At 63.4% G+C, this 23,600-nt stretch carries 25 protein-coding genes; 23 read left to right on the forward strand and 2 right to left on the reverse strand.

Features of this window, described 5'->3' with window-relative positions; genetic code table 11:
• Positions 1–39: 39 nt before the first annotated feature.
• Complete coding sequence (locus P73_RS24225; RefSeq protein ID WP_052452988.1) at positions 40–552, reverse strand: MarR family winged helix-turn-helix transcriptional regulator; 513 nt, start codon at positions 550–552, stop codon at positions 40–42.
• A 273-nt stretch (positions 553–825) separates the two neighbouring features.
• Between P73_RS24225 and P73_RS01715 the strand changes: the two genes are divergently transcribed.
• The 19 genes from P73_RS01715 to P73_RS01805 all read left to right on the forward strand — a co-directional run bounded on the left by P73_RS01715 (position 826) and on the right by P73_RS01805 (position 19,073).
• Positions 826–2,268 (forward strand): AMP-binding protein, encoded by a 1,443-nt coding sequence (locus tag P73_RS01715; RefSeq protein WP_245629219.1) that lies wholly within the window; start codon positions 826–828, stop codon positions 2,266–2,268.
• A 33-nt stretch (positions 2,269–2,301) separates the two neighbouring features.
• Positions 2,302–3,060 (forward strand): enoyl-CoA hydratase-related protein, encoded by a 759-nt coding sequence (locus tag P73_RS01720; protein ID WP_043868189.1) that lies wholly within the window; start codon positions 2,302–2,304, stop codon positions 3,058–3,060.
• Positions 3,057–3,383, forward strand: a complete 327-nt coding sequence (locus P73_RS01725) for a PhlB family protein (protein ID WP_043868190.1) — start codon at positions 3,057–3,059, stop codon at positions 3,381–3,383. Before P73_RS01720 ends, P73_RS01725 begins: the two co-directional genes overlap by 4 nt.
• Positions 3,376–4,503 (forward strand): thiolase family protein, encoded by a 1,128-nt coding sequence (locus P73_RS01730; RefSeq protein ID WP_074743408.1) that lies wholly within the window; start codon positions 3,376–3,378, stop codon positions 4,501–4,503. The genes P73_RS01725 and P73_RS01730 overlap by 8 nt, the downstream gene beginning before the upstream one ends.
• Positions 4,504–4,758: 255 nt before the next feature.
• Positions 4,759–5,757, forward strand: a complete 999-nt coding sequence (locus tag P73_RS01735) for a TRAP transporter substrate-binding protein (RefSeq protein ID WP_052452990.1) — start codon at positions 4,759–4,761, stop codon at positions 5,755–5,757.
• 57 nt (positions 5,758–5,814) lie between these two features.
• Positions 5,815–6,330, forward strand: coding sequence for a TRAP transporter small permease (locus P73_RS01740; RefSeq protein WP_052452991.1), 516 nt, complete (start codon positions 5,815–5,817; stop codon positions 6,328–6,330).
• Entirely contained in the window at positions 6,320–7,621 is a 1,302-nt protein-coding gene (locus P73_RS01745; protein ID WP_043868192.1) for a TRAP transporter large permease, read from the forward strand. Before P73_RS01740 ends, P73_RS01745 begins: the two co-directional genes overlap by 11 nt.
• Positions 7,622–7,689: 68 nt before the next feature.
• Positions 7,690–8,826, forward strand: coding sequence for a CaiB/BaiF CoA transferase family protein (locus P73_RS01750; RefSeq protein WP_043868193.1), 1,137 nt, complete (start codon positions 7,690–7,692; stop codon positions 8,824–8,826).
• A 140-nt stretch (positions 8,827–8,966) separates the two neighbouring features.
• A complete protein-coding gene (locus tag P73_RS01755; RefSeq protein ID WP_043868194.1) occupies positions 8,967–10,331 on the forward strand; it encodes an aromatic ring-hydroxylating dioxygenase subunit alpha in 1,365 nt (454 codons plus the stop codon).
• Positions 10,332–10,410: 79 nt separating this feature from the next.
• Positions 10,411–10,968, forward strand: a complete 558-nt coding sequence (locus P73_RS01760; protein ID WP_043868195.1) for an aromatic-ring-hydroxylating dioxygenase subunit beta — start codon at positions 10,411–10,413, stop codon at positions 10,966–10,968.
• An 11-nt stretch (positions 10,969–10,979) separates the two neighbouring features.
• Positions 10,980–11,285 (forward strand): non-heme iron oxygenase ferredoxin subunit, encoded by a 306-nt coding sequence (locus tag P73_RS01765; protein ID WP_043868196.1) that lies wholly within the window; start codon positions 10,980–10,982, stop codon positions 11,283–11,285.
• A gap of 28 nt (positions 11,286–11,313) precedes the next feature.
• A complete protein-coding gene (gene hcaB / locus P73_RS01770; RefSeq protein WP_043868197.1) occupies positions 11,314–12,147 on the forward strand; it encodes a 3-(cis-5,6-dihydroxycyclohexa-1,3-dien-1-yl)propanoate dehydrogenase in 834 nt (277 codons plus the stop codon).
• Between the two features lie 89 nt (positions 12,148–12,236).
• A complete protein-coding gene (locus P73_RS01775) occupies positions 12,237–13,691 on the forward strand; it encodes an aldehyde dehydrogenase (RefSeq protein WP_043868198.1) in 1,455 nt (484 codons plus the stop codon).
• A gap of 107 nt (positions 13,692–13,798) precedes the next feature.
• Positions 13,799–14,794, forward strand: a complete 996-nt coding sequence (locus tag P73_RS01780) for a dihydrodipicolinate synthase family protein (protein WP_043871316.1) — start codon at positions 13,799–13,801, stop codon at positions 14,792–14,794.
• The gene (locus P73_RS01785) at positions 14,791–15,405 is read left to right on the forward strand and encodes a 2-hydroxychromene-2-carboxylate isomerase (RefSeq protein ID WP_043868199.1); all 615 of its coding nucleotides are present in this window, start codon (positions 14,791–14,793) and stop codon (positions 15,403–15,405) included. Before P73_RS01780 ends, P73_RS01785 begins: the two co-directional genes overlap by 4 nt.
• 26 nt (positions 15,406–15,431) lie before the next feature.
• Positions 15,432–16,334 carry a VOC family protein gene (locus P73_RS01790; RefSeq protein WP_043868200.1) on the forward strand — a complete coding sequence of 301 codons (903 nt, stop codon included), beginning with the start codon at positions 15,432–15,434 and terminating at the stop codon, positions 16,332–16,334.
• Positions 16,335–16,436: 102 nt separating this feature from the next.
• A complete protein-coding gene (locus P73_RS01795) occupies positions 16,437–17,642 on the forward strand; it encodes an NAD(P)/FAD-dependent oxidoreductase (protein WP_043868201.1) in 1,206 nt (401 codons plus the stop codon).
• Between the two features lie 93 nt (positions 17,643–17,735).
• Complete coding sequence (locus tag P73_RS01800) at positions 17,736–18,389, forward strand: OmpW/AlkL family protein (protein ID WP_043868202.1); 654 nt, start codon at positions 17,736–17,738, stop codon at positions 18,387–18,389.
• Positions 18,390–18,467: 78 nt separating this feature from the next.
• Positions 18,468–19,073: a glutathione binding-like protein gene (locus P73_RS01805; protein WP_043868203.1), complete on the forward strand. Its 606-nt coding sequence runs from the start codon at positions 18,468–18,470 to the stop codon at positions 19,071–19,073.
• 56 nt (positions 19,074–19,129) lie between these two features.
• Here the strand turns inward: P73_RS01805 and P73_RS01810 are convergent, their stop codons facing one another.
• Positions 19,130–19,630, reverse strand: coding sequence for a MarR family winged helix-turn-helix transcriptional regulator (locus tag P73_RS01810; protein WP_043868204.1), 501 nt, complete (start codon positions 19,628–19,630; stop codon positions 19,130–19,132).
• Positions 19,631–19,859: 229 nt separating this feature from the next.
• Between P73_RS01810 and ectA the strand changes: the two genes are divergently transcribed.
• From ectA to P73_RS01830, 4 genes are read left to right on the forward strand one after another with little or no spacing between them, the layout of a single operon-like run.
• Positions 19,860–20,411, forward strand: coding sequence for a diaminobutyrate acetyltransferase (gene ectA / locus P73_RS01815; protein WP_043871317.1), 552 nt, complete (start codon positions 19,860–19,862; stop codon positions 20,409–20,411).
• Positions 20,412–20,444: 33 nt separating this feature from the next.
• Positions 20,445–21,731 (forward strand): diaminobutyrate--2-oxoglutarate transaminase, encoded by a 1,287-nt coding sequence (gene ectB, locus P73_RS01820; protein ID WP_043868205.1) that lies wholly within the window; start codon positions 20,445–20,447, stop codon positions 21,729–21,731.
• Between the two features lie 28 nt (positions 21,732–21,759).
• Positions 21,760–22,155 (forward strand): ectoine synthase, encoded by a 396-nt coding sequence (locus tag P73_RS01825; protein WP_043868206.1) that lies wholly within the window; start codon positions 21,760–21,762, stop codon positions 22,153–22,155.
• 10 nt (positions 22,156–22,165) lie between these two features.
• Positions 22,166–23,590, forward strand: coding sequence for an aspartate kinase (locus P73_RS01830; RefSeq protein ID WP_043868207.1), 1,425 nt, complete (start codon positions 22,166–22,168; stop codon positions 23,588–23,590).
• Positions 23,591–23,600 lie beyond the last annotated feature (10 nt).

The following is a 23,600-nucleotide window of genomic DNA, read 5'->3' on the forward strand; positions in this document are numbered from 1 at the left end:
TTGCGCTCTGAAGCGTCCTGGTCGGCGGGCGCGGGTGGGCTACGGCTTCTGGTCCAGGACTTCCGCTTCGGCGGTGAGTTCGGCCGTCAGCTTCGCGATGGCCCTGCGCAGGACTGTGTTTTCCTCCTCCGTCAGAATACTGCTGATGCGGGCATTTTCGGCAACCCGCGTGGGGAGGATCTTGCGATAATGCTCGAGCCCCTTCGGCGTCACCTGGAAAAGCGCACTGCGCCCGTCGCTCTTGTCGACCTTGCGGAGAATGTATTTCTTTTCGATCAGGGCGGAGGTGGCCCGGCTCACATCTGCGCGATCCATGTGCATCCGCCGTGCCAGGTAGCGCACGGTGCCGGGGCTGTGGTTCGCCAGCTGGGCAAGGACGCGCATTTCAGACAGCTTCAGGTCGAATTCCTGTGCCATCACGCGAATCGTCCGTCGGTCGATGAGCTTGGCAAGGATGCTGATCTTGTAGGTGAGGAAGCTCTCGAGAACGATCTCGTCGTAATCCTCATCCGCGCCCTGCGCGCCGGAGCCTTCTGGATTTTCTTTTCGCATCTCTCTGATCGCCTGCTGTTCCCACCGCGCGGACAGAACGGGCCCGTCTGGGAAATTGAACTGTAGATGACCAAAATCAGGTTGCCAAGATCAAGATCATTGATTAATCAATAAATATGACCACCCCTCGGGATTCCCCGACAGGAGAGGGTCATCGTGTTGAGACCGAAGGGAGGATTGCAGAGCGTGATCAGGTTTTATTCCGGCGAAAGGTGTCTGGCCCGGACGGAGATGGAAGATTTTGCGCGGCGTGCGGCATCCGGTCTGGCAGACATGTCGATCGGTCGGGGTGCGGCCGTCGCCCTGCTGATGGTGAACGAACTCGAGATGATCGCCTGCACGCAGGCGCTCGCGACGCTCGGCGCCTATTCCGTCCCGATCAACTGGCGCAGTACGGTTGATGAGGTCGCCTATATCGTCGCGGATGCGGAGGTCAGCGCGATCGTGGTGCATGATGCCCTGCTGCCGGTGGCACTGGAGGCGGCGAAGGGGAGGATTCCGGTAATTTCGGTCCCACTGCCACAGGCGACGGCGGAATCGCTGGCCCTTGCCGCCGCGCCTGCCTCTGCGGATGTGATCGGCTGGGACGACTGGATCGCGGCGCAAAGCCCTTGGGCGGGCAAGCCCGAACCCGCGCGCCCGGCGATCATCTATACCTCGGGCACCACCGGCAAGCCCAAGGGCGTGGTGCGCGAGGCCCATGCCTCGGACGCTGCCAAGCTGGCGCAGGCCCGGCAGCAGGCTTTTCTTTGGGGGGCAGAGGACGGGATGCGCACGCTTTTGCTTGCGCCGCTCTACCATGCCGCGCCGGCGGCCTATCTGCGCTCGGCCCTCGGGGCGATGAAGACGGATGGAGAGGTCCATCTGACCCCCCGTTTCGATCCCGAGACGGTCCTGAGGATCATCCAGGACGCGCGGATCAGCCATATGTGGATGGTTCCGACGATGTTCATCCGGCTGCTGCAACTGCCTGCGGACGTGAGGGCGCGCTATGATGTCTCGTCGCTGCGCAACGTGGTGCACTCGGCCGCGCCTTGTCCGGTGGACGTCAAGCTGAAGATGATCGAATGGTTCGGTCCGGTGGTGAACGAATTCTACGGCTCGACCGAAACCGGCCCGCTGACTTATGTCACCTCGCCGGAATACCTGGCCCGGCCGGGTACCGCAGGGCGGGTCATCGACGGCTGCACCATTGCGATCCTGGATGACGACGGCAACCTTCTGCCCCCCGGCACCGACGGAGAGATTGCGGGCACGAACAGCGCCTTCGCGAATTTCACCTATCGCAATCGCCAGGGCGACCGCGACAGTCTGAATACCGGCGGGCTCATCCGGTCGGGCGATATCGGCTGCATCGACGACGACGGCTATCTCTTCGTCAAGGACCGCAAGAAGGACATGGTGATTTCGGGCGGTTCGAACATCTATCCTGCCGAGATCGAATCCGTGCTGCTGGCCCTGTCCAACATTGCCGATGGCGCCGTCTTCGGCGTGCCGCATCCGGTCTATGGCGAAAGCCTGATGGCAGCGGTGACGCTGCAACGGCCGGAACCCGGCGCGCCCGACCGTCTGCGTGCCGATCTGGCAAAGGTTCTGTCGCCGGACAAGCTGCCGCGCAAGGTGCTCGTGGTCGAGGATTTTCCTCGCGACCCCTCGGGCAAGGTCTTCAAGCACAAGCTGCGCAAGATGGTTGCCGAAAGCAACGAAATCGCCTGATCCATCGCCTGCCCCTAACGAGAAGAAGAGCGTATGTCTGAAGTCATAGTCGAAAAACCGGTCGCCGGCGTTGCCGTCGCGCGCATCAACCGGCCCGAAGTGCGCAACGCCCTGAACGGAGCCGTCCGCAGCCAGATCAACGCCGCGTTCCGGGAGTTCGACGCCGATCCTGACGTGCGTTGCGTGGTGCTGACCGGCGTGGGGGAACATTTCGCCGCCGGCGGCGACATCCGCGAATTCGGCGCCTCGACGATGGTCGACCGGATCAATGCCGAAATCACCGACGGGATCGGCCGCTGCCGCAAGCCGGTCATCACCGCCGTGAACGGCTACGCCCTGGGCGGCGGGTGCGAATATGCGATGAACGGCGATATCATCATCGCCGGCACGGATGCGATCTTTGGCCAGCCCGAGGTGAAACTGGGCCTGATCCCCGGCCTGGGCGGCACGCAGTACCTGCCCCGCGCGATCGGCCTTTATCCCGCGATGCTTATGCTGCTGACAGGCGATCCGATTTCGGCGGAACGCGCCGCGACGCTCGGCCTTGTCAGCGAGGTGGTCGAGGGCCGGGCCGAGGATCGCGCGCTGGAAATCGCGCAGAAGATCGCCCGCCTGCCGCCGCTGACCGTGCAGGCGATCAAGAAGGTCGTGCGCAACGGCACCGAAGTCGCGCTGCCGACCGCGCTTGAAATGGAGAGAATGGCGCATCAGCAGATGTTTGCGACCGAAGACATGTTGGAGGGCACGCGCGCCTTCATCGAAAAACGCAAGCCCGAGTTCCGCGGCAAATGAGCGGCGATCATGGATTTCGGGCGGATCCGCCGACCCTTCTCGGCAGCCGGGATCCGGCGACCGGGCAGGTCTATTTCCCGCCCCGGACGCTTTCCGCCGATGGCGCGCTGACCCGCTGCGAGGAAGTGGAGCTGAGCCGGGAAGGCATTCTCCACACCTGGACGCAAATGGGCGGCCGCTTCTACGGGCAGGTGGATCTGCCCGAGAAGGTGCGCATCCAGTGTGTGCTTGCGCCCGGTGTGCCGGAGATCGGAGCAGTCTACCGTCTGGAGGCGGCGGCGGCCGACGACGGTGCCGCCGGATGGAGGTTTGCCCGTGCGTGAGGTCTTCGTCGCAGCGGCCGGAACCGTTCCCGTCGGCAAGCATCCCCTCGGCGCCGGCCGCGCTCTGGCGCGCGAGGCCGGACGGGCCGCGCTGGCCGATGCCGGGATCGATTTCACCGGGGTCGATGCCCTTTATTGCGGCGTCGCCATGCCGGCCAGTCCCAGGGCCGTGGCGGTCGCCAAGGAATTCGGCCTGACCGGTCTGCCGGTGGTGCAGATCACGAACGCCTCGGCCAGCGGTCTTGCCGCCGTGCATCAGGCGATGATGGCGATCGAGTCCGGCCGGCACGATGTCGTCATGGTTCTCGGCTACGACGCGCCGGACTGGGACGAAAACCCTCTCGCGCGGCAGGGCTTCCTGCCGCCGCCGGCGCTTTTCGCCATGTGGGCGCGCCGGCGGATGCACGATCACGGCTCCCGGTCCGAGCATCTGGCGATGGTCACCGCGAAGAACTGGAACTATGCCCGGACCGTGCCCTATGCCGCCCGCCGGTCAGACCATGAGGTCGGCGTGGACGAAGTGCTGGCCAGCCGCATGGTGGCCGAGCCGCTGACGACGATGATGTGCACTTCCTGGGTTTTCGGTGCCGCGGCGGTGATCCTGGCCTCGCGAAAAGGTCTCGAACGCCTTCCCGGAGCGCGCTGGCCGATGCCGCGTATCGCGGCGAGCGAATGGCGGACGGAGGTGTATGAAGACTACCATATCTTCGAGGGTGCGATCGTCGGCCCGCCGGCGATCAGCCGCACCACGTTCGACGCGGCGATGACGGCCGCCGGCCGGGTACGCGGCGAGGTGGACGTGGTCCAGATCCACGACGCCTTCGCCATTGAGGAACTGGAATACTACGAGCTTTTCGGGTTCGTCGAACCTGGCGGCGCCGAGGCCCTGCTCGAGCAGGGGGCTTTCGGCCCCGGATCGCGGGCGAGGACCGGCCTGCCGGAATTCTCGACCGATGGCGGCCTGATCGGGCGCGGCCATCCGGCGGGGCCGAGCGGCGTGCTGCAACTGATCGAGACGCGCCGGCGGTTCCGCGACTGCGGGGACCGGGTCGGGGTCTGCCATCTGCTTGGCGCGGGCTCATCCTGCATCGTGCAGGTTCTCGACCGGGTGGACGAATAGATCCCTAGGCGGGAAAGGGCGCCCGTTGGACCTCTGGTCTCGAAAAAGCTTGAAAATATAATATCATTGAATAATCAATAAAATAAAGCTGCGTCGCTGATGTTGCATTCGTGTTTGAGCGTTCCCCCAGCGGTGCGGTGCTGAATGATCGCGAGTGACCGGAAAACTGGCGAAACCAACGAGAAAAAGGGAGGTACCCCGAGAATGGGACGGAAGATACGGGAAATTATCGCTGGGATTTTCATTGCGATTGTCATGGCGAACGCGCCGGTCGCGGCACAGGACTCGCAGGTGACCCTGCGGCTCGCACATTGGGTGCCGCCGGGCAATACCAATGACATCGGGCTGCACATCTGGGCGGATGCGGTGACCGAGGCGTCGGGCGGTTCGATCCAGTTCCAGTTCTTTCCGGGCCAGCAGCTCGGCAAGGCGGCGGACCACTACAACATGGCACGCGATGGGATCTCCGACCTGTCCTGGATCGCGGTCAGCTATTCCCCCGGAGCCTTCCCGATCGCCGGCGTAACCGAACTGCCGTTCTTCGTGGGCGACGCCGTGGCGGGCTCGGTGGAGATCTCGGACTGGTACGAGGAATACGCACCAACCGAGATGCCGGACGTGAAGTTCTGCATGATGTATGTCTCCACCCCCGGCTCGATCCATTCGACGGTGCCGATCAGGGTGCCTGACGATCTGAAAGGCAAGCGGGTGCGCCCCGTGAACGAGCGTCTGAGCCGGCTCGTCTCGACGCTCGGCGGCCAGGTGTTCCAGGTCACGGTCCCGGAAATGCGCGACGGGCTGGAACGCGGTCTGTTCGACACGACCTTTTTCCGCTGGAAGTCCATCGTCGATTTCCACCTGACAGAGCTTTTGACCTATCACCTCGATATGCCGATGTATGTGTCGCACTTCGCGCTGGTGATGAACCGCTCGGCCTATGAGCGGCTGTCCGATGACCAAAAGGCCGTGATCGACGATCATTGCAACGGTGCCTGGGCCGGAAAGATGGCGGCGAACTGGGCAGGGGAAGAGGCCGAGGATGGCGGCCGCGATGCCTACTATGGGCAGGAGAGCCAGACCGTCTACGCACCGTCGAAAGACGAGATCCGGCAGTGGAAGGACGCCGCCGCGCCCCTGACAGAACAGTGGATATCCGAAGTCGCGGCATCCGGGCATACGCGCAAGGATCCGCAGGTTGTGCTCGAGGAGTTGCGGAACCGGCTCGGCAGCGCCGGCGCATTGGTCGAGGACTGAGAGGCGACGCCGGAGTGGCGGTCCGCCGACCGGTTCTTTTTCACCAGGGAGGTCCACATGTCTTCATTTTCGCGCCTCATGCGTGCCTCGGTCGGAACCGTCAATATCCTTGCCGCCATCCTGCTGGCGACGGTGACGCTTCTGACCTTCGTCATGGTTGTGCTGCGCCCTCTGCCCGGCGTGCACGTTCCCGGTGTCTTCGACCTGTCGCGGCTGATGCTCGGCGTCTCCATCTTCTGGGGGCTTGCCGTGGCTTGTTATCGCGGAAGCCATATTCGAGTGGATCTGGTCTATCAGGCGATGCCGCGGGTTGTTCGGAAGGCCATGGATCTTATTGCCGACACGGCCTTTGCCGTTTTCCTCCTGCTGATGAGCTGGAACATGGCGGGATACATTCTCCACGAAATGCGCGCAGGGCTGAAGACCTACGAGCTGAATCTGCCGGTCTGGCCATTCTACGCGCTCGCCTGGCTGGGCGGCGTGATGGGATGTGCGATCATGATCGGCCGGGTGACGGCGCGGCTGGCCGGTCGCAAGCTCGCCGAAGACGAAGGAAATCCGGATGAGCAGTGATGCGGTCGCCCTCCTCGGTTTTGCCGGGCTGTTCCTCCTGATCGCGGCGCGCGTCCCGGTGGGTGTGGCACTTGCCCTGGTCGGCACCGCCGGCTTCGCCTCGATCGCGGGCATCGACCCGGCACTCAACCTACTGGCGAGTTCTCCCTTGAGCGCGGCCACCGATTACAGCCTCGGACTGATTCCGATGTTCATCCTGATGGGTGTCGTGACTTCGCGTTCGGGCATGAGTGGCGAACTCTTCGCCGCGGCGAGCGCCTTCCTCGGTCATCGCAAGGGCGGCCTCGCCATGGCGACGATTGCCACCTGCGGAGGGTTCGCCGCGATCTCGGGTTCTTCGCTGGCCACTGCCGCGACCATGTCGAAGATCGCAGTCCCGGAGATGAGGCGCCATGGCTATCCCGACTCCATCTCGACCGGAACAGTCGCCGCGGGTGGAACCCTGGGCATCCTGATCCCGCCCTCCATAGCCTTGTCGATCTATGGTGTCCTGACCGAGCAGGACATCGGCAAGCTCTTCATCGCGGGCATCGTGCCCGGCCTGATCGCGATGGTGTTCTACCTGATCGCCGTTGCGGCCTATTTCACGATCTCAAAACCCGACGTCACACTTCAGGAGCGTGCGTCCTGGTCCAAACGGCTACACGCGCTCGGCGGCATCTGGGCCATCGTCATCCTGTTCCTCTTCGTGATCGGTGGCATCTACGGCGGATTTTTCACTCCGACTGAGGCGGCTGCCATGGGGGCCTGCGGTGCGATCCTGCTGAGCCTTTTTCGCGGCAAGCTGAACCTGCGCGGATTGCTCGACAGCCTGATCGAGAGCGTGACGGTGTCTGCCGGGATCCTTCTGATCCTGATCGGAGCGCATATCTTCGGCTATTTCCTGACGATCACGCAATCGCCGCAGAAGATCGCAGCATTGCTGCTCGGCCTGGAATTGGGAAGATGGGGCACGATGCTTCTGATCGTCGCCTTCCTGCTGCTGCTTGGCTGTATCCTCGACACGATGGCGATGATCGTCCTGATGATCCCGATCCTGTTTCCGGTGGTCATGCAGCTCGGCTTCGATCCGATCTGGTTCGGTGTGATCTTCGTGATGGCGGTCGAGCTCGGCATGATCACGCCGCCGATCGGCATCAACGCCTTCATCATCCGCGCGATGGTTCCGGACGTCCCGGTCCAGACGATATTCCGCGGCATATTCCCGTTCATCGTCGTGGATATCCTTCGACTTCTTCTGGTGTTCTTCGTGCCGGCTCTGGCGCTTTTTCTCCCCAATTCGATGAACTGACCCCTATCCGAAGCCGGAGGGCCGAAAAGGTGTCCGGCGAATCGGCTCAAGAAAGGAACGGAACGCGCATGGACAAGACTGAAGATCATCCCGCCGGGCCGCTTTCGGGTCTGCGGATTCTCGAATTCGCCGCGTTGGGACCTGCGCCCTTCGGATGCATGATGCTGGCCGATCTCGGCGCGAGCGTCGTCACCATCGAGCGCCCGAAGGCCACCACGGGTGATGGCGCCGGACGGGAGGCGTGGGAGCCGGAGAAGTTCGATATCCTGAAGCGCAACAGGAAAATCCTGCCGCTGGACCTGAAATCCGAGGTGGATCGGCAAGCGGTTCTCGCGCTGGCGCAGGAGGCGGATGCAGTCGTCGAGGGGTTCCGTCCCGGCGTCATGGAACGTCTCGGCCTCGGTCCCCAAGACCTGAAGACAGTCAACAGGCGCCTTGTCTATGGGCGGATGACGGGATGGGGTCAGGACGGGCCGCTTGCGTCGAGCGCGGGGCACGATCTGAACTTCCTCGGCATGTCGGGAGCGTTGTCGCTGTTCGGACGCGACGGCGCGCTTCCGGCCGCCATTCCTCCGCTCGTTGGCGATATGGGCGGTGGTGGAGCGTTCCTCGCCTTCGGGCTGCTGGCGGCCATCTTCGACGCGCGCCGGACCGGCGACGGCCAGGTTGTCGATGCCGCCATCGTGGATGGATCGGCGGCGCTCTACGCGTTGATCAAGGGTCTGGCACAGGCGGGCAGACATGGCGCGGCGGTCGGCCGGAACATGCTGGACGGCGGACGGTACTTCTACCGAACCTATGTCTGTTCCGACGGGAAATACATTGCCGTGGGCGCGATCGAGCCCCAGTTCCGCAAGGCGTTGCTTGAAACGCTGGGGCTTTCAGGCTCCGCGTTGTTTGCCGACACCGATCCGGCGAGAGAGGACGAACGGATTGCAGAGATGGCGATGATATTCGCATCGCGGCCGCGGGATGCCTGGTCGGCGCGTTTCAGCTCCGTGGATGCCTGCGTCACGCCGGTGCTGACGATGCAGGAGGCGGAAGAGCATCCCGCGAACATCGCGCGGGGGCTGTTTCTCGAAGCCGACGGTATCGTGCAGCCCGCGCCGGCACCCCGCTTTGGAAAGGCCCCTGTCAGGGCGGCGGTGGCCCCCTCCGTCACGAGCCTTCAGGAGATTCTCGCCGAGTGGCGGACGAGCCCTTAAAAGGGTTGCACGAATATATAAAGCATGCTTTGTTATTTTTAGCTTGGTTGCCATGATCGCCTCACGGCCGGTTTCGTGGCCCGACCAAGGGATGCGCTCCTGGGAGGGGACGCGCAGCAACTGCCAGGGAGGAGTTTAGGATGGCGAACGCCGGAAACACTACGAATGTATCCGCATATTCCGATGAAGAGATTCTCGGAATGATCGACGAAAAAAGTGGTGTGTACAGTCCCGAGATATACACCGACGAATCCCTCTACAGCCTTGAGCTGGAGAGGATCTTCGCCCGGACCTGGGTGTGTATGGGCCATGAAAGCATGATCCCGAAGGCCGGCGACTTCATGACGTCTTACATCGGTGAGGATCCGGTCGTGGTTGCGCGCCAGAAAGACGGCAGCATCCGGGTTTTCCTCAACCAGTGCCGCCACCGCGGCATGCGGATCTGCCGCGTCGATTCGGGCAATGCGAAGTCTTTCACCTGTAGCTATCACGGCTGGGCCTATGACGGGGCCGGAAACCTCGTCAGCGTTCCGATGGAAAAGGAAGCGTTCGGCGGCTGCCTCGACAAGAAGGAGTGGAGCCCGAAACAGGCGCGGGTGGACACCTACAAGGGTCTGATCTTCGCCAACTGGGACGAGACGGCGCCCGATCTCGAAACCTATCTGGGCGATGCGAAGTTCTACATGGACATCATGCTGGACCGTTGCGCCGAAGGAACCGAGGCGATTACCGGCATTCAGAAATGGGTGATTCCCTGCAACTGGAAAATGGCGGCGGAGCAATTCGGCAGCGATGCCTATCACGTTGGCACCACCGCGCACCTGTCCGGCATCCTGGCGGGTCTTCCCGCGGATTTCGACATGTCGCAGATGCAGGTTCCGAACACCGGCTACAACATCAACATCGGCAACGGCCACGCCTGCGGTACATTCATGCGCAATCCGGGCTTCTTTCCGATCATCTTCGGTGAGGACGTGACGAACTACCTCATTTCCGGGCCTGCCTACGAAGAAGCCGTCGAACGGCTGGGCCAGGCTCGTGCGGATGTCCACACCTGCCACATGAATGTCTTTCCCAACCTCGCATTCCTGATCGGTGTCAACACCGTGCGCATGTGGCAGCCGCGCGGTCCGAACGAGATCGAGGTCTGGACCTTCGGCGTGGTCGACAAGTCGGCGCCGGAGGACATCAAGGAACAGTGGCGTCGCCACATCATCCGAACCTTCTCGGCCAGCGGTGTGTTCGAGCAGGACGACGGGGAAAACTGGACCGATATGCAGGCTATTCTGCGCGGGCATGTTGCCCGGCAGACGAAGCTCAACATCAGCATGTCGCAGGAGACTGTTTCCTCCGAAAACCCCGACGGCTTCCCCGGTGTCAGCTTTGCCTATGTCTACGGTGAGGAGGCCGCGCGCTCTTTCTACCGTTACTGGACACAGATCATGACCGCGCCGGACTGGGATGCCATTCGGGCGATCAGCCCGCTGCCTCACGCCGCGGAGTAGGAGCCGCGCAGGCCAGGCGAAAGACGCTGTCCGCTGTCGAAGCCGCGCGGCGGACAGACACCAAACATGGGAGGAAAGAATGCTTGATGACAAGATGACGGATCGTTTCGCCGTCAAACCGGGGCTCGTTCCCGTCGAGTTGCAGCATGAGGTCGAACAATTCTACTTTTGGGAAGCGAAGCTCATGACCGATCGGCGCTATGTCGAGTGGTTCGCGCTCCTGGCGAAGGATCTCCGGTACTGGATGCCGCTTCGTGAAACGAAGTTCATACGGGAGGCGGAGAAGGAATACGCCGACGATCATGGTTTTGCGCATTTCGATGATACCTGGGCCACGATGGACGGCCGTATCCGCAAGATCACATCGGACGTGGGCTGGTCGGAAAACCCGGCCTCGCGCGTGCGTCACATCATCGGAAACGTGATGATCTCGCCGGAGGACGACAACACGCTGCACACCATCTCCGCCTTGGTCACCTACCGGTCCCGGCAGGAGCGTCAGGTCGACATCTTCGCCTGCGAGCGACAGGACGTGCTGCGCCGCACCGACAGCGAGGCGGGTTTCGAGATCGTGCGGCGGAAGATCCTCATCGACCAGAGCACGATCTTGTCGAACAACCTGAGCTTCTTCTTCTGACGAGAATATTCATGGCATGGATCAAGGCATTCCCTCTGGCAGATCTGCCCGAGGGAGACATGAAGGTGTTCGACGGCGGACCGGAGCCGATCCTGGTCTGCAACGTGGACGGGGAAATTCATGCCGTGCAGGATACCTGCACGCATGACACCTGGTCTCTGGCGGACGGCTTCCTCGAAGGATGCATCATCGAATGCAGCCTTCATTTCGCGAAATTCGACGTGAGGACCGGGAAGGTGAAGGCTCTCCCCGCCTGTCAGGCGCTCAAGGTCTATCCGGCGAAATGCGAAGGCGGCGACATCTACGTCGACTGCTGAGGCAACAAGAAGACAGGGAGGGAGAAACATGCAACTCAAGGATCAGGTTGCGCTGATCACCGGCGGCGGGTCCGGGCTCGGCCGCGCAATTGCCGAACGGTTCGTCGAGGAGGGCGCGCGGGTCGCCATTCTCGACCGGTCGCAGGAGCGCATAGACGAGGTGGTCGGGGCCTTGGGGGACAACGTGATCGGCGTGGCCGGCGACGTGCGAGAGATGGCCGATCACAAGCGAGCGGTCGCTGAATGCGTGAGGGCCTTCGGCAAGCTCGACACGCTCGTGGGGAATGCCGGTGTCTGGGATTACAACCAGACCCTCGCCGGAATGGCGGACGATGCCGTTTCTCCGGCATTCGACGAGATGTTCAGCATCAACGTCAGGGGCTATCTCCTCGCTGCCAAGGCCGCGCTGCCGGAGCTCTACAAGAGCCGGGGCAACGCGATCTTCACCGTCTCGAATGCAGGTTTCTATCCCGGCGGCGGCGGCGTTCTCTATACCGCGACCAAGCACGCGGTCGTGGGGATGATCAAGCAGCTCGCCCATGAATGGGGTCCCTATATCCGCGTGAACGGCGTCGCGCCGGGCGGTATCGGCGGCAGCAACCTCGCGGGCCTGAGCGCGCTGTCTCAGGACGGGCATCGGTTCTCCGACATTCCGTTCGACGAGCTCATGCCACGGCTCGTGCCTCTCGAAAAGGCTTTCTACACCCAGGACTACGCCGGCGGATACGTGTTCTTCGCCAATCGCCGGGACAACGGGCCGGCCACCGGCGTGGTGCTGAATTTTGACGGCGGCATCGGCATGCGCGGCTTTGCCTCACCGAACATGGGGGCCGAGCTGGCCGAGAAGTTCGGCGAATTCTGAAGACCTGGTCCGACGCTTCAACAGGACATGCTGTCGCCGACGGATCGGCGGCAAACGGGTGCGGCTTGAAACAGGGAAGGAAAATTACAATGGAAACGACATTGCACATCGACAACGAGGCGCGCCCGGCCAGCGAGCAGGCGCGTTTCGAACGCCGGTCACCTGCGACGGGCGAGGTCGTCACGACCGGCGCCGCCGCCAGCAGGGCAGATGCGATTGCCGCGATCGAGGCGGCGGACCACGCCTTTGCCACATGGTCGCAAACCGGGCCGGGCACACGCCGCGCACTTCTTCTTAAAGCCGCCGGTGAGCTCGAGGCGCGGACCGGCGATCTCGTCGCCGCGATGAAGGCCGAGATCGGGGCGGGCGACCTCTGGGCGCATTTCAACGTCATGATGGCGGCGAACGAATTCCGCGAGGCGGCGTCCCTGGCGACGCAGATCCAGGGGGAGACGCTTCCTTCGGACAAGCCCGATTGCCTGTCGATGACCGTGCGCCAGCCGGTCGGCGTCATCCTCAGCATGGTACCCTGGAACGGTCCGGTGGTTCTGGCGGCGCGGGCGATCGCCTATCCGCTGGTCTGCGGCAACACGGTCGTGTTCCGCGCCTCCGAAACTTCCCCGAGGACGCATGAACTGATCGCAGAGGCTATCTATGCCGCGGGTTTCCCGCCCGGCACCCTGAATTTTCTTACCAACGATCCCACGGACGCTCCCGAACTGGTCGAGGCGATGATCGCGCATCCCGCGGTGCGGCGCGTGAACTTCACAGGTTCGACCCATGTCGGCCGGATCATCGCGGAGCATTGCGGTCGCCATCTCAAGCGCTGCCTGCTGGAACTGGGGGACAAATCGCCGATGGTGGTTCTGGCGGATGCGGACCTCGAGGGCGCGGTGAACGCCACGATCTTCGGCGCCTTCCTGTATCAGGGACAGATCTGCATGACGACGGAGCGGGTGATCGTCGAAGACACGATCGCGGACAGCTTCGTGGAGCTTCTGTCAGAACGCGCGAAGGCGCTTCAGGCCGGCGATCCGCGCAGCCAGGCGACCTGTGCCCTTGGACCGATCATCAGCCAGGGAGCCGCCGATCGCCTGAACGGGCTGCTGGACGATGCCATCGCCAAGGGCGCCGGGGTGCGAGCCGGCGGGCATGCCGAGAAGACGCTCATGGCGGCCACGGTTCTCGACGGCGTCACTCCCGAGATGCGTATCTACAGGGAAGAGGCTTTCGGTCCGATCCTTCAGGTGATCCGCGTCAAGGATGCCGACGAGGCGGTGCGCATTGCCAACGACACGGAATACGGCCTCTCTGCGGCGGTCTTCGGCAGCGATATCAACCGCGCGATGTCGGTCGCGATGCGGATCCAGACCGGCTCTGTCCATATCAACGGCTCGACTGTGGGCGGCGAATCTCAGGCGCCCTACGGCGGGACAAAGTCGAGTGGCTGGGGCCGTTTCGGCGGAGGGCGCGCGGTGATTGACGAGTTCACCGAGCTGAAGGCGCTGACGATCCAGTCGCCCCGGCAGCAATATCCGTTCTGACGCGGCGAATGTCAGGGATCGCTGTCGGGCCGGGCTGCGCCGGCGATTCTCCCGAAAGAAAACCGGTCGCCTCCGGAATGGGGCGCGACACAACGCTGGAAGTGCTCATGAAAAGAACTTTGCTTACCGTGGATGACGTGTCCGGCTGCTGGGCGATCATGCCCACGCCGTCGAAGCCGAATGCGTCCGATATCAACGCGACGGATACCGTCGATCTGGAGGAAACCGCCCGCACAGCGGAAGCTCTCGTCGCGGCGGGTGTGGACGGTATCCTGACGCAGGGCACGCTTGGCGAGGCCGCGACGACGACCTGGGAGGAAAAGCAGGCCTTCCTGCGCACGGTGGTCGAGACGGTCGCAGGCCGGGTGCCGGTCTTCGGCGGGACGACCAGCCTCAACACCCGCGACACCATCCGCATGACCAGGGCGGTGCGCGAGATCGGCGTCGACGGCGTCATGCTCGGACCGCCGATGTGGTGCCAGCCCGATGTGCCGACGGCGGTGCGGTTCTTCCGCGATGTCGCCGCCTCCTGCCCTGACGTGGCCATCTGCATCTACGCCAATCCGGAAGCGTTCAAGTTCGATTTCCCGCGGCCGTTCTGGGCGCAGATCGCGGAAATTCCCCAGGTCGTTTCTGCGAAATACATGAACATCGCGGCGCTTTACATGGACCTGAACCTGACCGGGCGCAGGATCCGCCTTATGCCGCTCGATGTGGATTATTACGCCGCCGCGCGGATCGACCCGCAGGCCTGCACGGCCTTCTGGACCAGCGGCGCGGTCTGTGGCCCTTCGCCGGTGATCCGGTTGCGCGATCTCGTGGCGGAGGCGAACAGGACCGGCGACTGGACGCAGGCGAAATCCCTCACCGACCGGATCGCGTTCACCTATCGCACGCTTCTTCCGAACGGGTCGTTCAAGGAATTCTCCGTCCACAATATCGGTATCGAGAAAGCGCGGATGGATGCGGCGGGCTGGATGACCGCCGGACCCTGCCGCCCGCCCTATCACCTCGCGCCCGAGTCGGCGCTCGCCGGAGCGCGCGAGGCGGGTCTCCAGTGGGCGAAGCTCGCATCCGAACTCGATGGCGGGCAATCGGCATGAGCAGACGCCCCCTCGACTTCTACTTCGACTTCATGAGTCCCTTCTCCTATCTGGCGTTCCAGAAGCTTCCTGGTCTTTGCGAGAAATACGGTCTCGAGCTTCGGTCCCATGTGGTCGATCTGCCGAAGCTCAAGCTGCTGGCCGGGAATACCGGACCCGCGAATGTGACCATCCCGCTCAAGGCCCGCTATCTCAGGATGGATCTCGCGCGCTGGGCAAGCCGCTATGGCGTGTCGCTGATCTCTCCGAAATCGCTGGAGACGGGCGCAGTCAACAGGGCGTATTTTTTTGCCCTCGACAGGGGAAAGGGCCCGGATTTCCTGCGTGCCGCCTGGGACGGGGTCTGGAACACCGGGGGAGATCCGGCGGATCCCGCGCTGCTGGAGCGTCTGGCCATCGCCTGTGGCTGCAAGCCCGAGGAGCTCGACGCCTGGAGCGGTTCGGAGGAGGCCATCACGCGCCTGAAGGCGGCGACCCAGGCCGCACATGACGCTGGCGTGTTCGGTGTTCCGACCATGGTCCTCGGGGATCAAATGTGGTGGGGCAACGACCGCCTCACCTTCATGGAGGACGCCCTGAGCAAGGGCCTTCTCTCATCTGACTGTCAGTGAAATTTCAAACGGAGGAGGAGCCGGACATGGCCCTGCAAAAACTTTCTCATGCCACGCTCAGGGTGAAGCACCTCGAAGAGTCGGTCGAGTTCCACACCAGTGTGTTGGGACTGGAAGAGATCGGCCGGGAGGACGGCCGCGTGTACCTGACCTGCGGCACCGACGGAACCTATGACGTCGCGGTGACCGAGGGCGGCACGGGCGTCATCAGTTTCGCGATCGCCGCGGATGATGAAGAGGACCTGGCGCATTATCGCAAGCGCGTCGAGGGAGCCGGCGTGGAAGTGCGCGAGATGACAGACCCCGATCCGGGCGTTGTGCGCGTCATCGAATTCGATCTGCCGCCGCAGAACCAGAAGATGCAGATCGCTCTGCTGAAACGCGAGGCGCGCCAGCATTACTACAACCCGGCCCAGCGTGCGACGAACCATCTGAGCGCCCTTGCCCCGGTGGATCTGGACCACATCACCCTGCGCGTCGGGCCGGATGCGACGCAAACCATCGAGTTCCTGTCGACCCACGTCGATTTCCGCGCCTCCGACATCGTGGAATTCCCCGGCGGCGCCGGCCGGCTCGCATCCTGGATGCATGTCGGCGACTACCATCATGATGTCGCGATGTTCGCCGGGGCACCGCATGAGACCCTCGATCACCTCGCGTGGAACATTCCCAATATCGAGTTCATGAAGCTGATGCTCGACCAGCTCGCGCGGGGCGGCATCACCACGGAAGCCGGTCCCGGCCGCCACGCTGTCGGCTCCAACCTCTATTCCTATTTCCGGACACCCTGCGGCAACCGTTACGAACTGTCGGGGGAAATGCCGCGCTGCGTGGATCGCAAGGCCGGACCGAAGATGTGGACGGCGGATCAGCAGATCTTCAGCTCCTGGGGCGCGGCCTTCCCGGAGAGCTTCAAGATCGGCTCGTGAGAAAGCACCGGCCCGCGCCTCGCCGGGCGCGGGCCGGACGGCAAACGGTGCGCCCTCCTTGTGGAGGCGGGCGCATTCTCAACACGACGGGGAGGACGACATATGGAGCATTTTGTCATTCTGGGAGGAGGGCAGGCCGCCGCCACCGCGGCGCGGACCCTGCGTGACGAAGGTTTCGGAGGATCCGTCACCATCGTGTCGGAAGAAAACCGGCTGCCCTACGAGCGCCCGCCGCTGTCCAAGGCCGTGTTGCAGGGGGAGGCGGACGTGGCGAAGGTCACCCTCATCCCGGAGGAGGCTCTCGTCGATCTGAACCTCGATCTGCTGCGGGGACATCGCGCGGTCGCGCTTGATCGCGGCGGGCGCAAGGTGATCCTCTCTTCCGGTCGGGAGCTGTCCTATGACCGGCTTCTGATCGCGACGGGAAGCCGTCCGCGGTTGATCGACGGGCCTCTGTCGGGCAAGAGCAATGTCTTTTATCTGCGCACCTTCGACGATGCCGAAAGGCTGCGTGCGGCGATGGCGCCCGGCAAGACGCTGTTGTCCGTGGGGGCGGGCTGGATCGGGCTCGAGGTCGCGGCGACCGCGCGCAAGCTGGGCTTGCAGGCGGCGGTGGTGGAGATGGCCGGGCGGCTGTGTGCCCGCTGCCTTCCCGCGGAGGTCGGTTCTGCTCTTGAGCGCATACATCGCGACCACGGCACGAAGATCCATCTGGACACGCGCATCACGGAGGTGGCCGGGAGGGATGCGGTCGAAGCCGTGACCCTGTCCTCGGGAGAGGTGCTGCCCGTCGATATCGTCGTGATCGGAATCGGTGCGGTGCCCAATGTCGAACTGGCCCGCGATGCCGGTCTTGAAATCGGGAACGGGGTGGTGGTCGATCCGTTCCTGCGGACCTCCGATCCGCACATCTTCGCGGCGGGCGACGTTGCGGCGATGCGGGATGAGACGGGCCGGAGCATCCGCATGGAGTCCTGGGCAAATGCGCAGGATCAGGCGGCGGCCGCGGCGCGGAACATGATGGGAGAGAACAGCGCCTATTCCGTCAACACCTGGTTCTGGTCGGATCAGTACGATCTGAACCTCCAGATGATCGGGGATTGTGCCTCCGACGGCGGAGAGGTGTTTTTGCGCCAAGGGGAAGGCGGCGCCTTCACCCGCCTCTGCGTTGCGGGCGGAAAGCTGGTCGGCGCCATCTGCTTCGACGCGCCGCGCGACATGGCGATCGTCCGGCGGCTGCTGGCCAGGGGATATTCCCCGGCCGGCGACGAGCTCCAGACCGCACCGGACCTGCGCAAACTGCTGTGAGCGGGAGGCTCACACCGGCAGGAAAGACGCGCTCCGGCTCCGGGGCGGCAAATACAAACAACGTTTCAGCTTGAAAAACAGGGAGGAGATAAAATGAAACGAATTCTGGCGACGACGGCGATATGCTCGGCTGCCCTTCTGGGCAGCAGCCCGGCTTCCGCTCAGCAGGTCGAACACGAGGGATGGTTTCTTCGGGGCGGCCTCGTCGGGGTTTACTTCGATCCGGGGGCGGATGTGTCCGTCGCCGGTGGCCAGGTTCCCGGCACGGATATCACGATAGACGACAACTATTCCCTGACCGTCGATATCGGTTACCGTTTCAACGAAAACTGGTCCGCGACCTTCAGCCTCGGTCTTCCGCCCGAGGCGGAGATCGAGGGATCGGGCACTTTGAGCGGCTACCGCCTGGGCAACGTGACCTATGGGCCGGCGGTGCTGATGGGACAATATCGCTTCCCCACGAACAATCCGAAGTTCATGCCCTATGTCGGGGCTGGCATCAACTACACGATCGTCTTCGATACCGACGACAAGGATGTCATCGATTTCGAGGTCGACGACAACTGGGGCGCCGCATTGCAGGTCGGTTTCGAAAGCATGATCACCGACCGGATGGGCCTTTATTTCGACGTCAACAAGATCTGGATCGACACGGATGCAAGCGGCTCGCTGGGCGGTGCGCCGGCAGATGTCAAGGTGACGCTCGATCCGCTGCTCGTCCGGACCGGTGTCGTCTGGCGCTTCTGATCGACATCGCCTCCGTTCCCGGCGCATCGCGCCGGGAATTTCCGATTGCCCTTTCATTTCCACGGGAGACATACATTCATGAAGCTTTACTACATTCCCGGCGCCTGCTCGCTGGCGCCGCATATCGCGTTGCTCGAGGCCGGGATCCCCGCCACATATCATCTGGTGGAAAAGACCGAAGACGGCAACAAGGTCGACGGCAACGATTATCGCGAGATCAATCCGAGCGGGCTGGTGCCGGCGCTCGTCACCGATGACGGCAGGAGGATCGCCGAGGCCGCCGTGGTGCTTCAGTTCATCGCCTCGCAGGTGGAGGGCGGCCGGCTCGGGGACGTGACCGCCGAAGGACGCTGGGAACTCCAGGAAATCCTCAATTTCCTGGCGACGGAAGTTCACAAGTCCTACGGCCCCCTGTTCCATCCGGGCCTGCCGGCGGACATGCGCCCCGTTGTCGAGGCGCAGGTCCGCGACAAGCTTGCCCTGGCCCAGGACCGGATCGGCCCCTCGGGCTATCTCGTTGGAGACGGGTTCACGGTCGCCGACGCCTACCTGTTCACGCTGACCGGCTGGGCAGTTCATCTTCAGATCGACCTGTCGTCGCTGCCGAAGCTCGGTGAATACGTCGGCCGGATCGCAAGCCGGCCCGCCGTGCGTCAGGCGCTCAGGGACGAGGGTCTCGCCTGACCGGCCCAGCTATCGCTCCGGGGCTCGCGCGCGGGTCCCGGCGCGTCAGGGGAAGGTCACTCATGCTTCTTGCCGGAATGGATTTCGCCTGTGGTCAGGACCGGCGAGGCGTCGATGTCCTTCGCGTCGAGCATGGCGGCGACGCGTTCCAGGGAAGCGACAAGTTGCGCCTGTTCCCAGTCGGCCATCGCGCTGAAGGCCTTCACATAGCGCTGTTGCAGCGCGTCGGGCGCATCCGCGAGGCGGCTGTTGCCCTCATCGGTGATCGTGACGTTCGTCTGGCGCCGATCCTCGATCGAGGGAACGCGTTTCACCATGTCCCGCGCGACGAGCTTGTCCACGAGGGCGGTGATCGTCGCCTGGGTCACGCCCATGCGGGACGCGAGCTCCTTCGGTGTCGTGCTGCCCTCCGCGCCGACGAGTTGGAGCACCCGCAACTGGGCCGAGGTCAGGCCCGCAGCCTGCGCCAGATCGCGCTCATAGAGCTCCGTCGCCCGCAGGATACGGCGCAGGGCGATCAGGCTTTGGTCGATTCTGTCTCGATGTTGCTCTGTCATGGCGGCCCAAGATGCCACATCCGGGAAGATCCTTCAATTGTCGAAGCAATTCGCTCTAATGCTTCGCATGTCGAACGATGGATGGACTCAAAGCGCTTTGTTTTCTGATAGGTTTCTTTCCCGTAAAATTCCTGAAATCGCGCTATGAGCGGAAAAAACAGCTTAGAAGGTTGAAATTTTATCTCTCATAGGATACTTAGTCTTTCGAACAAACATGGAGCAGAGGTTCATGCCGAAAGACATGATGACACCGGACACAGATCGCCCCCGAACGCGAGCGCCCCGCCTGCGCAAACCTGATGCGACGGACGGGGCTGCCATCTGGGATCTCGTGCGCGCCTGCAAGCCGCTGGACGAGAACTCCATGTATGCGAACCTGATCCAGGCCGATCATTTCCGCGACACCTGCGTGGTGGCGGAACTCGACGGCGAGATCGTGGGTTGGATCTCGGGTCACATGATCCCGAACAAGGACGCTTTCTTCGTCTGGCAGGTCGCTGTCAGCGCAAAGGCGCGCGGGCTCGGTCTCGGCAAGACCATGCTGTTCGAACTGATCGGACGCGACGAGCTGTCCGGGGCGAAGGCGCTCAAGACCACGATCACCGAAGACAATGACGCCTCCTGGGGCCTGTTCCGGAGCTTCGCCCGTGCCATCGGCGGCGAACTGACCGACGAACCCCATTATGTGAAGGAGACGCATTTCGACGGCGCGCACGACACCGAACATATGGTGACGATCTCGCTGCCGGCCGACGAGGCCGCGCTGAAGAGCGCCGCGTAACTCCCCTCTCACGACAAACCCGAAGGATTCCCCATGCCCAAAGACATGGCACAAGAGAAGACCATCTATGCGCGCCGCGAGAGCGGAGCGCGTTCCTACTGCCGCGCCTTTCCGGCGACCTTTACGGAGGCGCGCGGTTCCGAACTGTTCACCGAGGACGGCAACCGCTACATCGACTTCCTGGCGGGCTGCTCCTCGCTCAACTACGGGCACAACGACCCGGACATGAAGGCGGCGCTGATTGCGCATATCTCACAGGACGGTATCGCCCACGCGCTCGATTTCCATACCGACGCGAAGGAAGCGTTCCTGCGTGCCTTCGAGGAGAATATCCTCGCGCCGCGCGGGATGGATTACCGCGTGATGATGACCGGCCCGACCGGCACGAACGCGGTCGAAGCCGCCATCAAGCTCGCGCGCAAGGTGACCGGCCGGCGCAACGTGATCGCCTTCACCAACGGCTTTCACGGCATGACGATGGGCGCGCTCGCGCTCACCGGCAATGCCTCGAAACGCGGGGGCGCGGGCACCGGGTCGCTCGGTGACGTGACCCATATGCCCTTCGAAGGCGCGATGGGGGACGGCGTCGACACGCTTCAGATGATCGAGAGCCTTCTGGACAATCCCTCCTCCGGCATCGACGCGCCCGCGGCTTTCGTGTTCGAGCCGATCCAGGGCGAAGGCGGGCTGAACGCCGCTTCCGACGACTGGATGCGCGGGATCGAAAGGATCGCCCGCAAACATGGCGCGCTCGTCATCGTCGATGACATCCAGGCCGGTTGCGGCCGCTCCGGCACCTATTTCTCGTTCGAGACCTCGGGCATCGAACCGGACATGATCACGCAGGCGAAATCGCTGTCGGGCTTCGGCCTTCCCTTTGCGGCGCTGCTGATCAGGCCCGAACTCGACGTGTGGAAGCCGGCCGAGCACAACGGCACCTTCCGGGGCAACACCCATGCCTTCGTGACCGCCCGCGTGGCAATCGAGAAATTCTGGAAGGACGACGCGTTCGAGAAGGAATTGGCGGCGAAATCCGTGATGCTGACCTCCGCCTTCAAGGAGGTGGCAGACCTGATCGACGGCGCCGCCCTCAAGGGGCGCGGCCTGATGCAGGGCGTCGACGTCGGGTCGGGCGATCTGGCCGCTGCGATCTGCGCACGCGCCTATGAAAAGGGGCTCGTCATCGAGACCTCGGGCGCCCATGATGAGGTCGTGAAATGCCTCGCCCCGCTCACCACCCCCGACAGGCTCCTGCGCGAAGGGTTCGATATCCTGCTCGAGGCCACCCGCGAGGTGCTCGCGGAACGCTCCGCCGCCTGAGCCAAACGAGACAACCGAGGAAACCGACATGATCGTTCGCGATTTCAACGACCTGAAGAAAACCGACCGCCATGTGGCGGATGCCCGATGGACGTCGACCCGCATGCTGCTGGCCGAAGACGGAATGGGCTTTTCCTTCCACATCACCGTGCTCGAAGCGGGTTCGGAACACATGTTCCATTACAAGCACCACTTCGAGAGCGTCTATTGCATGAAGGGCAAGGGCTCGATCACCGATCTCGGCACCGGCGAGACCCACGAGATCCGTCCCGGCGTGATGTATGCGCTCAACCTGCACGACAAGCACATCCTGCGCGCCGAGGAAGAGCTGCACATGGCCTGTTGCTTCAACCCGCCGGTCACCGGCACGGAAGTGCACCGGGAGGACGGATCCTACGCCCCGGCCGAAGAGCTCGAGGCGTAAGGCGGTCGGTATGGCACATACTGTCGAGAAAATCGGCGGGACAAGCATGTCCCGCGTGGACGAGTTGCGCGACACGCTGTTCATCGGCGGGCGCGAAGGGGCGGATCTCTATGGACGTGTCTTCGTCGTTTCGGCCTTTGGTGGCATCACAAACCTGTTGCTCGAGCACAAGAAATCCGGCGAGCCGGGCGTCTACGCCCGCTATGCCGATGCCGACAGCGACCACGGCTGGCACGAAACGCTGGCGCGGGTGTCGGAGGCGATGAGCACGGCGCACAAGGCCGTGCTCGACCATCCTGCCGATATCGCGCAGGCCGAGGCCTTTGTCGCCGAACGGATCGAAGGCACGCGCAATTGCCTCATTGACCTCCAGCGCCTGTGTTCCTACGGCCATTTCCGCCTCGCCGGGCATCTGTTGCAGGTGCGCGAACTGTTGTCGGGGCTGGGAGAGGCGCATTCCGCGTTCGTCACCACGCTTCTGTTGCAGCGCGCCGGGGTGAATGCACGTTTCGTCGACCTGTCCGGTTGGCGCGACCGGGGAGAGGTGTCGCTCGATGCGCGGATCGCAGGGGCGATGGACGATCTCGACCTGGCGCGGGAAATGCCTATCGTCACTGGGTACGCGCAATGCGTCGAGGGGCTGATGCGGGAATTCGATCGCGGCTATTCGGAGGTGACCTTTTCCCGTCTCGCGGCGCTCACCGGCGCGAAAGAGGCGATCATCCACAAGGAATTCCATCTTTCCTCGGCCGATCCGAACCTCGTCGGGCACGGCGTGGCGCGCAAGCTCGGGCATACGAATTACGACGTGGCCGACCAGATGTCGAATATGGGTATGGAGGCGATCCATCCGAAAGCCGCCAAGACGCTGCGTCAGGCCGACGTGCCGCTGCGCGTGACCAACGCCTTCGAACCGGAGGACGCGGGCACGCTGATCGACGACAAGCCCGCCGAGACGCCCGCGGTGGAAATGGTGACGGGGCTCGACATCGTCTCGCTCGAAGTGTTCGAACAGGACATGGTCGGTGTGAAGGGCTATGACGCGACGATCCTCGACATCCTGACGCGCCACAATGTGCGCATCGTGTCGAAGACCTCGAACGCGAACACGATCACCCATTATCTCGATGCCTCGCTCAAGGTGATGCGCCGGGTGGAGAAGGATCTTACCGAGACCTATCCGAACGCCGAGGTCTCCGCGCGACCGCTCGCGATGGCGTCCGCGATCGGACGCGACCTGTCGGGGCTTTCCGTGCTCACCGACGGGCTTCAGGCCATCGCGGGTGCCGGTCTCTATGCGCTCGGCGCCTCGCAGGGGCCGCGCAATGTCGATGTGCAGTTCATCCTCGAGCGCGATGCGCTGAAGCCGGCGATCGCGGCGCTGCACGGCACACTCGTGGAAACGGCGCGCACGTCCCTGTCCAAGGCTGCCTGAGCCCGCACGC

This window comes from Celeribacter indicus (assembly GCF_000819565.1).
GTDB classification, from domain to species: Bacteria; Pseudomonadota; Alphaproteobacteria; order Rhodobacterales; family Rhodobacteraceae; genus Celeribacter; species Celeribacter indicus.